This window comes from Photobacterium sp. GB-50 (genome assembly GCF_003026755.1).
Classification (GTDB): Bacteria; Pseudomonadota; Gammaproteobacteria; order Enterobacterales; family Vibrionaceae; genus Photobacterium.
Map to the genome: position 1 here is coordinate 1 of NZ_PYNX01000037.1, position 9,523 is coordinate 9,523.

Genomic DNA, 9,523 nt, shown 5'->3' on the forward strand with positions numbered 1-9,523 from the left:
GAACGTTAGACCCATCTGAAGGCGGCTACAACGAACGTCAAATTAGAGACATCACATTGCCATGGTGGGGCTTGGTCTATTTTTATGCCGTGACATTCGGAAAATTTATTGCTCTCTATATGATGCCAGTAGCTTTTTTGGTTTGTGTTATGGCAAATATTCTAACTGAAGCTCCACAAAGTGACGTTAATACAGCATATCTTGGGTTAATCTGTATATCTGTGGTGTGTCTACTCATTTGGTGGTCTTTCTCTTTTTTTAATGGAAAATTACCCATTAAAACGTTATTTTCATTAAGCCGAGAAACGGGTATGGTCACACTTTATGGTTTCGGTAATAAGGTGCGATTTAGTCACCCTTTTGTTGAGTTTGATTGCTACCTGACAACATCGCCAACCCCTCAAGGTTTTATTAATTATCAACTGTTTCTTGTTCATCGTTATAATGGTTACAAACATGGGGTTCCCATTGGCCGTTTTATTAATGGCTCAAGAGATCTTGATGAATACAAGCGCTTATGGAACATGATCCAAGCCTATATGGATGTGAGCCAGCCTTTACCCGACATTCCAATGAATGAGCCTTTTCGCCATAAAGACAATGCAACCGTTGCTTATGACAAGGCGCATCATCGAAAGCCAGACTTTTGGTTCAGTATGGATGATGAAGCGTTTGAACAAGCAGTGACGAAAATTGTTGAGAAGCAAAATTCAGAGCCACCATTGGGTGAAGTTATACCGATCCCTACCACAGATTCTATAGCAACCACACCAAACACGGCTTCTGCCTAACGCATAATAAGCACGCCCATCTCGGCGTGCTTTTTTATGGAGGTCATATCTCATAATCAGGCCAATTATTGCCCAGTCTATTTAGCGTGTATTCTCACTCTGGGAATCGTTAACGCCGAAGATAGATTGAAAATAACCATGAAAAATACCCCGTACAACTCTCAGCACATTCCGCCGCAAGCATCGGGGAATCAGCAAGGCTTTTGGTCTCAAATGGCCAGAAAAGGTGTGCACTTTCCGTTTACTCGTAACAATTATCATGTGCCAATTAAAGAGCTGGTATCACGAAAGGCCTCTGAGCTTAAAATATTTAGTCCGACAGAGCAAAGATACAATGAGCGTCAAATATTCGAATGTAAACAAGGACAGTAAATGAAAAAGATCATATCAACAGGAGTACTCTGCCTATTACTGGCCGGTTGTAGCATGATAAATAGTGAACGCGTACCTGATGAAGTTCCTGATTGGACAGTTGGTTACGCTATGCCATCATTTTACCCTGTCAGAGTCACTAAAGCATATGGTATTAACACGCAAGAAGATTGGACTTCTATTTTACATACTCATAGTCAATTTATGACAATCAGCGATTTAGAACGAATTAAACAGTCTCAACCGGACTATGATGGATATGGATTATCGTTAACTTTTGGGATCGCTCAATACTCCCAGATAAGATATACAAATCATCTACCCGATAAAGTCGTGCTTTACTGGACATCCCTTTTTGATGCGAAGTTCTATATTACTGAATTAGATGTCACCCCAAAAATGAAAGCGCTGGCCTATAAAAAGCAAAGTTACATTCGACCAGATGGAATAAAACGAGCTTGCTATCAAAGTCAATTTGATTTTGGTTTTCTACCAAATGGACAAGTGAAAGTGTGGCTAGAGGGATGTGGCAAATATACGTACGTTACTGAACTGTCACCAACGAGCACACCCGAAACGGACTATAACGGAAATTCATCAACTGCCTACAAGCATGATTATGAAGACGAGTTAAATATTAGAGCTAAAAAGGCTAACGCAACCTTGAGACCTATCCCTTGGGACAAGGTAAATAAGGTTTATACATCTAAACATTTTACTGTTGATCAGCTTCATTAATATTGGCCTATCGCCTCACAGGTTTCTGTGAGGCGCTCAATGAAAGAGCTAGATTCAGCATTAATTACACAAGGACAGTAAATGAAAAAGATCATATCAACCGGAGTATTCTGCCTATTACTGGCTGGTTGTAGCATGATAAATAGAGAACGCGTACCTGATGAAGTTCCAAATTGGACTGTAGCTTATGCTATGCCATCATTTTATCCAGTCAGAGTCACTAAAGCATATGGTATTAACACGCAAGAAGATTGGACCTCTATTTTACACACTCATAGTCAATTTATGACGGTTAGTGACTTCAACCGTATTAAGGGCTTTTTACCTGATTATAATGGCTATGGATTACCACTCTACTTTACTACGATGGGCGGGTATAGACAAATTCGACCTACCAATCATTTACCCGATAAAGTCGTGCTTTACTGGACATCCCTTTTTAACGCGAAGTTCTATATTACTGAATTAGATGTTACCCAAAAAATGAAAGCACTGATGTATAAACAACAAAACCATGTTGAGGCTGATGGAATAAACCGAACCTGCTACCAAACGACATTTGATTTTGGCTTCTTACCAAATGGACAAGTGAAAGTGTGGCTAGAAGGGTGTGGAAAGTATACGTACGTTACTGAGCTATCGCCAACTAGCATGCCTGATACTGACTATAATTCAATCACATCGAAACAATATTTCCAAGCAACAGAATATGTTAAAAAAAGAGCTAAAAAGGCTAACGCAACCTTAACGCCTATCCCTTGGGACAAGGTAAATAAGATATATACATCAAAAAAATATATTGTAGATCAGCTTCATTAATATTGACTTATCGCCTCACAGAAACCTGTGAGGCGCTCAATGAAAGAGCTAGATTCAGCATTTATTACACAAGGACAGTAAATGAAAAATATTATATCAACAGGGATGCTCTGCCTATTACTGGCTGGTTGTAGCATGATAAATAGAGAACGCGTACCTGATGAAGTTCCAAATTGGAGAGTTGGTTATACAATGCCATCACTTTACCCTGTCAGAGTCACTAAAGCATATGGTATAAACACGCAAGAAGATTGGACTTCTATATTGCATACTCATAGTCAATTTATGACTGTAAGTGCATTAAAGCGTGTGAAAGAGTATTTACCCAACTATGATGGTTATGGATTACCACTTCATCTTTTTACAACAGCTAGTTACTCTCAAGTACAATATACAAATCATCTACCCGATAAAGTCGTGCTCTATTGGACATCCCTTTTTGATGCGAAGTTCTATATTACTGAATTAGATGTTACCCAAAAAATGAAAGCGCTGGCCTATAAAAAGCAAAGTTACATTCGACCAGATGGAATAAAACGAGCTTGCTACCAAACGACATTTGATTTTGGTTTCCTGCCAAATGGGCAAGTGAAAGTATGGCTTAAGGGTTGTGGCAAATATACGTACGTTACTGAACTGTCGCCAACGAGCACACCCGAAACGGACTATAACGGAAGTACTTACTCTGATCATAACCAGACAAGAAACTCTGTACTTAAAAGAGCTAAAAAGGCTAACGCAACCTTAACGCCTATCCCTTGGGATAAGGTAAATAAGATATATACATCAAAGAATTATATTGTAGATCAGCTTCATTAATATTGGTTTACCGCCTCACAAAAACCTGTGAGGCGCTCAATGAAAGAGCTAGATTCAGCATTCATTACACAAGGACAGTAAATGAAAAATATTATATCAACAGGAGTGCTCTGCCTATTACTGGCTGGTTGTAGCCTGATAAATAGAGAACGCGTACCTGATGAAGTTCCGAATTGGACTGTGGCTTATGCTATGCCATCATTTTATCCAGTCAGAGTCACTAAAGCATATGGTATTAACACGCAAGAAGATTGGACCTCTATTTTACATACCCACAGCCAATTTATGACGGTTAGTGACTTCAACCGTATTAAGGGCTTTTTACCTGATTATAATGGCTATGGATTACCACTCTACTTTACTACGATGGGCGGGTATAGACAAATTCGACCTACCAATCAATTACCCGATAAAGTCGTGCTTTACTGGACATCCCTTTTTAACGCGAAGTTCTATATTACTGAATTAGATGTCACCCCAAAAATGAAAGCGCTGATGTATAAACAACAAAACCATGTTGAGGCTGATGGAATAAACCGAACCTGCTACCAAACGACATTTGATTTTGGTTTCCTACCAAATGGACAAGTGAAAGTGTGGCTAGAAGGATGTGGCAAGTATACGTACGTTACTGAGCTATCGCCAACGAGCATGCCCGAAACGGACTATAACGGAAGTACTTACTCTGATCATAACCAGACAAGAAACTCTGTACTTAAAAGAGCTAAAAAGGCTAACGCAACCTTAACGCCTATCCCTTGGGACAAGGTAAATAAGGTTTATACATCTAAACATTTTACTGTTGACCAGCTTCATTAATATTGGCCTACCGCCTCACAGGTTTCTGTGAGGCGCTTAATGAAAGAGCTAGATTAAGCGTTCCTTAAACAAGGACAGTAAATGAAAAAGATCATATCAACAGGAGTATTCTGCCTATTACTGGCTGGTTGTAGCATGATAAATAGAGAACGCGTACCTGATGAAGTTCCAAATTGGACTGTAGCTTATGCTATGCCATCATTTTATCCAGTCAGAGTTACTAAAGCATATGGTATTAACACGCAAGAAGATTGGACCTCTATTTTACACACCCACAGCCAGTTTATGACGGTTAGTGACTTCAACCGTATTAAGGGCTTTTTACCTGATTATAATGGTTATGGCTTACCCCTCGCTACTACTACGATGGGCTGGTATAGACAAATTCAACCTACCAATCATTTACCCGACAAAGTCGTGCTTTACTGGACATCCCTTTTTGATGCGAAGTTCTACATTACTGAATTAGATGTCACCCCAAAAATGAAAGCGCTGATGTATAAACAACAAAACCATGTTGAGGCTGATGGAATAAACCGAACCTGCTACCAAACGACATTTGATTTTGGTTTCCTACCAAATGGGCAAGTGAAAGTATGGCTTAAGGGTTGTGGCAAATATACGTACGTTACTGAGCTATCGCCAACGAGCATGCCCGAAACGGACTATAACGGAAGTACTTACTCTGATCATAACCAGACAAGAAACTCTGTACTTAAAAGAGCTAAAAAGGCTAACGCAACCTTAACGCCTATCCCTTGGGACAAGGTAAATAAGGTTTATACATCTAAGCATTTTACTGTTGACCAGCTTCATTAATATTGGCCTATCGCCTCACAGAAATCTGTGAGGCGCTCAATGAAAGAGCTAGATTCAGCATTCATTACACAAGGACAGTAAATGAAAAAGATCATATCAACAGGAGTATTCTGCCTATTACTTGCTGGTTGTAGCATGATAAATAGAGAACGCGTACCTGATGAAGTTCCTGATTGGACGGTTGGTTACGCTATGCCATCATTTTACCCTGTCAGAGTCACTAAAGCATATGGTATTAACACGCAAGAAGATTGGACCTCTATTTTACACACTCATAGTCAATTTATGACGGTTAGTGATTTTAAGCGTATAAAGGGTTTTTTACCTAATTATGATGGTTATGGTATGCCATTAAGAAGTTATTCTACAATTGCTTACTATGAACAGATTATGAAAACCAATCATCTACCCGATAAAGTCGTGCTTTACTGGACATCCCTTTTTGACGCAAAGTTCTATATTACTAAATTAGATGTCACCCCAAAAATGAAAGCGCTGATGTATACACAACAGCATCATGTGGAATCTGACGGAATAAAACGTACTTGCTATCAAAGTCAATTTGATTTTGGTTTCCTACCAAATGGGCAAGTGAAAGTGTGGCTTGAAGGGTGTGGCAAGTATACGTACGTTACTGAGCTATCGCCAACTAGCATGCCTGATACTGACTATAATTCAATCACATCGAAACAATATTTCCAAGCAACAGAATATGTAAAAAAAAGAGCTAAAAAGGCTAACGCAACCTTAACCCCTATCCCTTGGGACAAGGTAAATAAGGTTTATACATCTAAGCATTTTACTGTTGACCAGCTTCATTAATATTGGCCTATCGCCTCACAGAAATCTGTGAGGCGTTTTAGTTTTATATGATTCGTCAAACCATTACATTAAAACATTATAAAAACTAATCCAAAATCACGTTAACACGATATGAATGAGTAAACGATCTAACGCATAATAATCTGCGTGCTTTTTTATGGAGGTAATATCTCATAATCAGGCCAATTATTGCCCAGTCTATTAAGCGTGTACTCTTACTCTGGAAATCGTTAACGCCGAAGAAAGATTGAAAATAACCATGAAAAATACCCCGTACAACTCACAGCATATTCCGCCGCAAGCGCCGGGGAATCAGCAAGGCTTTTGGTCTCAAATGGCCAGAAAAGGTGTGCACTTCCCATTTACTTGCAATAATCATCATGTGTCAAGTAAAGTGTTGCGATCGCGTAAACCCTCTGAGCTTAGAACGTTAGACCCATCTGAAGGCGGCTACAACGAACGTCAAATTAGAGACATCACTTTCCCATGGTGGGGCTTGGTCTATTTTTATGCCGTGACTTTTGCGAAAGTTATTGCCATCTATTTTATGCCGCTGTTTTTTTTGGTTGCAGGTGTCATGAACCTTTCGAGTAAGGCTATTCAAAGTGACTTTAACCAGATTTATCTTGGGTTAATCTGTATATCTGTGGTGTGTCTACTCATTTGGTGGTCTTTCTCTTTTTTTAATGGAAAGTTACCCATTAAAACCTTATTTTCATTAAGCCGAGAAACAGGCATGGTCACACTACATGGCTTCGGTAATAAGGTGCGATTTAGTCACCCTTTTGTTGAGTTTGATTGCTACCTGACAACATCGCCAACCCCACAAGGTTTTATTAATTATCAACTGTTTCTTGTTCATCGTTATAATGGTTATAAACATGGGGTTCCCATTGGCCGTTTTATTAATGGCTCAAGAGATCTTGATGAATACAAACGCTTATGGAACATGATCCAAGCCTATATGGATGTAAGCCAGCCTTTGCCCGACATTCCAATGAATGAGCCTTTTCGCCATAAAGACAGTGCAACCGTTGCTTATGATAAGGCGCATCATCGAAAGCCAGACTTTTGGTTCAGTATGGATGATGATGCGTTTGAACAAGCAGTGACGAAAATTGTTGAGAAGCAAAATTCAGAGCCACCATTGGGTGAAGTTATACCGATCCCTACCACTGATTCTATAGCAACCACACCAAACACGGCTTCTGCCTAACGCATAATAAGCACGCCCATCTCGGCGTGCTTTTTTGTGGAGGTCATATCTCATAATCAGGCCAATTATTGCCCAGTCTATTTAGCGTGTATTCTCACTCTGGAAATCGTTAACGCCGAAGAAAGATTGAAAATAACCATGAAAAATACCCCGTACAACTCACAGCACATTCCGCCGCAAGCACCGGGGAATCAGCAAGGCTTTTGGTCAAACATGGCCAGAAAAGGTGTACATTTACCCGCCTTATACCCTCTAGGGCATTTTAGATGTAGCGCAACGTTAACATTAAGTTGTTTAGTGACAGCGATGGCGAGTGGTAAAGTAATGTTCAAAAATCAGGCTGAGGAAAGTGCGGGAACTGGGGTTATTTTCTCTCCTTTCCCCACGATTGGGGTAAGACCATCAGGGCAAATAGGTGTCAGTGCTGAAGGGTTTGCTGGTGCTCAAGCCGGCGGGCAGTTAAGTGGAAAGGTCGAGTGGTTAATCCCTCAAAAGACGGGGACGACTGATTTTTCGGCTTTAGTTGAAATCAAAGCGGAAGGCAATGTGGCATTTGGGCTTGGTGCTGGGGTTGATTTTCAGGTTCGATTAGATAGAGGTAGCTTAGAAATCCATTGTTGTGCACGCTTAGTATGGGGGCCCGGAGCGTCCGGTGGTTTTGGCACCTCGATTGACTTTTCACAGTTATTTGAATTGGCAAAAATCATTTGGGAATCGATTGATACTATTGGCTACCGTATTATGGGTAATATAAATGAAGAGGCTTACACTTATTTATCTCGAGCCGCTTTTAGTGCATTTACAGAAAAAGATTTTAAACCGATAAAAGATGCAATAGAGATTGGAACTAAAGATATTGATGATTGGTGGCGATACCGTTTAAGAGAAGTGAAAAATAATTTATTCATTTCAGATGAAGCCAAACGCATAACAAAGCGAATTTTAGATCGAAACGTATTGAGTGGCGTTAGTTTAAGAATTCTTCCTCCTGAAACGGTAGGAATGATGCTCAATACCTTAGTCCATACGTATGTTTTCAACCGTGAAGAGAGACAGGAAAAAGCAATTTGTTTGTTATTGGCAGGCGCTATTCGCTCTTGGCGAAAGTTTGTTGAAGTGTTAGCCCACATGAATGAAAAGGGAGAAAAACAAACTACAGATGATGCGCTTGTGAAAAACCTACAGCGTATAAATTACATCTTAGATGGCGATCAACAAAAAGAATTTAATCAATGGATTGCTCAGTTAGCAAGTGTGAATTATTTAGAAAATATAGGGATGGTTCAAAAAATATTCCCATACACACCTACCAGTCCACACCTAAAAATCAAGCGTAATAATTTAAAACCGTAATGCAACGTTACCGGCAATAATAGCCATAGGTTATTATTGCCGATACTAAATGCATACTACTTTACTGGTGTCGTTTGTTGAACCGCGCAACGAAAGCCGTATGTTGGGTAATATCTTTTTTGAACTATATCTTCACCTGTTCTGTAAGTAGTTAGGTCCCACCCTCTTAAGACCTTTTTAGCTCCTGTTGATGGGCCTTGAGGATCGAGTTCTGAGGATTGTTGATAATAATCTTTGCTATACCAATCATTGACCCATTCTTGTGTATTTCCAGACATGTCATACAAACCAAGTGGGTTGGGTGGATACAATTTAACCTCATACATATCGTTATCGTTACCAATATTCCATTCATCTTTTGTGTAATCGACATACCTACCATCAACTAGATGCCTACCATTTTTGGGTTGGAGATAACCGTTGTTGGTAGCATAGTATAGATGCTTTCCACGATTTCTTGCTGCATATTCCCATTGTGCTTCTGTCGGTAAGTCAATCGGAGAACTCGTTAATTCACCCAGCCATAAACAGTAATCTTTTGCCTCTTGCCAGGTTTTAGTTGGTACTGCTGTGTTTTTAAACTCATCATCAGAAAAGTCATATTTTTCTCTCATATCAGCATCAACGACAGGTCGATGATGTGCCTTTTTAAAAGCATCAAAACCGTGATAAGTCGTTTCATGATTAGCTAATGAGTAGTTACTTAAGGTCACTTTATGTATAAAATTAGAGCCCGTTTTAAAGTTGGAAATCGTTGTATTACATTTAGCATCTGGCGACCAATCCATTCTATCCGTAGAAATGGGACTACAAGGTGCTTTAAATGCACCCATCATGAAGGTTCCACCTTTGATAAATACCATGCTTTCAAGTGATTCAACAGCAACTTCGACGATTTGATGTTGAAGTTTGGTATCTGCATCAGGGTAGAGCTTTTTTACTTTCGCTTCTATTT

Annotated in this window: 11 protein-coding genes; 10 read left to right on the forward strand and 1 reads right to left on the reverse strand. The window is 39.6% G+C overall.

The features are described from left to right. The 10 genes from C9J41_RS21310 to C9J41_RS21355 all read left to right on the forward strand — a co-directional run. Positions 1 to 791 (forward strand): hypothetical protein (locus C9J41_RS21310; RefSeq protein ID WP_107294998.1); only part of this gene is annotated, 791 nt, incomplete at its 5' end. Between the two features lie 138 nt (positions 792 to 929). Beyond that, positions 930 to 1,163 carry a hypothetical protein gene (locus C9J41_RS21315; protein WP_199194455.1) on the forward strand — a complete coding sequence of 78 codons (234 nt, stop codon included), beginning with the start codon at positions 930 to 932 and terminating at the stop codon, positions 1,161 to 1,163. After that, on the forward strand, positions 1,164 to 1,901 hold the full coding sequence (locus tag C9J41_RS21320; RefSeq protein ID WP_107294999.1) for a DUF2931 family protein: 738 nt from the start codon (positions 1,164 to 1,166) through the stop codon (positions 1,899 to 1,901). It abuts the gene before it with no gap. Between the two features lie 81 nt (positions 1,902 to 1,982). After that, positions 1,983 to 2,720 (forward strand): DUF2931 family protein, encoded by a 738-nt coding sequence (locus C9J41_RS21325; RefSeq protein ID WP_107295000.1) that lies wholly within the window; start codon positions 1,983 to 1,985, stop codon positions 2,718 to 2,720. Between the two features lie 81 nt (positions 2,721 to 2,801). Next, complete coding sequence (locus C9J41_RS21330) at positions 2,802 to 3,539, forward strand: DUF2931 family protein (protein WP_107295001.1); 738 nt, start codon at positions 2,802 to 2,804, stop codon at positions 3,537 to 3,539. 81 nt (positions 3,540 to 3,620) lie between these two features. Continuing rightward, on the forward strand, positions 3,621 to 4,358 hold the full coding sequence (locus C9J41_RS21335; protein ID WP_107295002.1) for a DUF2931 family protein: 738 nt from the start codon (positions 3,621 to 3,623) through the stop codon (positions 4,356 to 4,358). A gap of 81 nt (positions 4,359 to 4,439) precedes the next feature. Continuing rightward, on the forward strand, positions 4,440 to 5,177 hold the full coding sequence (locus C9J41_RS21340) for a DUF2931 family protein (protein ID WP_107295003.1): 738 nt from the start codon (positions 4,440 to 4,442) through the stop codon (positions 5,175 to 5,177). A gap of 81 nt (positions 5,178 to 5,258) precedes the next feature. Further along, positions 5,259 to 5,999, forward strand: coding sequence for a DUF2931 family protein (locus C9J41_RS21345; protein ID WP_107295004.1), 741 nt, complete (start codon positions 5,259 to 5,261; stop codon positions 5,997 to 5,999). Positions 6,000 to 6,258: 259 nt separating this feature from the next. Then, complete coding sequence (locus C9J41_RS21350) at positions 6,259 to 7,215, forward strand: hypothetical protein (RefSeq protein WP_107295005.1); 957 nt, start codon at positions 6,259 to 6,261, stop codon at positions 7,213 to 7,215. A gap of 138 nt (positions 7,216 to 7,353) precedes the next feature. Continuing rightward, entirely contained in the window at positions 7,354 to 8,568 is a 1,215-nt protein-coding gene (locus C9J41_RS21355) for a hypothetical protein (protein ID WP_107295006.1), read from the forward strand. A 56-nt stretch (positions 8,569 to 8,624) separates the two neighbouring features. On the opposite strand, the gene C9J41_RS21360 is transcribed toward C9J41_RS21355, so the two are convergent. Next, on the reverse strand, positions 8,625 to 9,523 hold an 899-nt coding region (locus tag C9J41_RS21360; RefSeq protein WP_107292996.1), incomplete at its 5' end, for an SUMF1/EgtB/PvdO family nonheme iron enzyme.

What these genes read in the sequence shown, in the direction of transcription:
- C9J41_RS21335 (WP_107295002.1), top strand. Translation starts at nt 3,621, where the DNA reads ATGAAAAATATTATATCAACAGGAGTGCTCTGCCTATTACTGGCTGGT.
- C9J41_RS21325 (WP_107295000.1), top strand. Translation starts at nt 1,983, where the DNA reads ATGAAAAAGATCATATCAACCGGAGTATTCTGCCTATTACTGGCTGGT.
- C9J41_RS21320 (WP_107294999.1), top strand. Translation starts at nt 1,164, where the DNA reads ATGAAAAAGATCATATCAACAGGAGTACTCTGCCTATTACTGGCCGGT.
- C9J41_RS21315 (WP_199194455.1), top strand. Translation starts at nt 930, where the DNA reads ATGAAAAATACCCCGTACAACTCTCAGCACATTCCGCCGCAAGCATCG.
- C9J41_RS21330 (WP_107295001.1), top strand. Translation starts at nt 2,802, where the DNA reads ATGAAAAATATTATATCAACAGGGATGCTCTGCCTATTACTGGCTGGT.
- C9J41_RS21340 (WP_107295003.1), top strand. Translation starts at nt 4,440, where the DNA reads ATGAAAAAGATCATATCAACAGGAGTATTCTGCCTATTACTGGCTGGT.
- C9J41_RS21355 (WP_107295006.1), top strand. Translation starts at nt 7,354, where the DNA reads ATGAAAAATACCCCGTACAACTCACAGCACATTCCGCCGCAAGCACCG.
- C9J41_RS21350 (WP_107295005.1), top strand. Translation starts at nt 6,259, where the DNA reads ATGAAAAATACCCCGTACAACTCACAGCATATTCCGCCGCAAGCGCCG.
- C9J41_RS21345 (WP_107295004.1), top strand. Translation starts at nt 5,259, where the DNA reads ATGAAAAAGATCATATCAACAGGAGTATTCTGCCTATTACTTGCTGGT.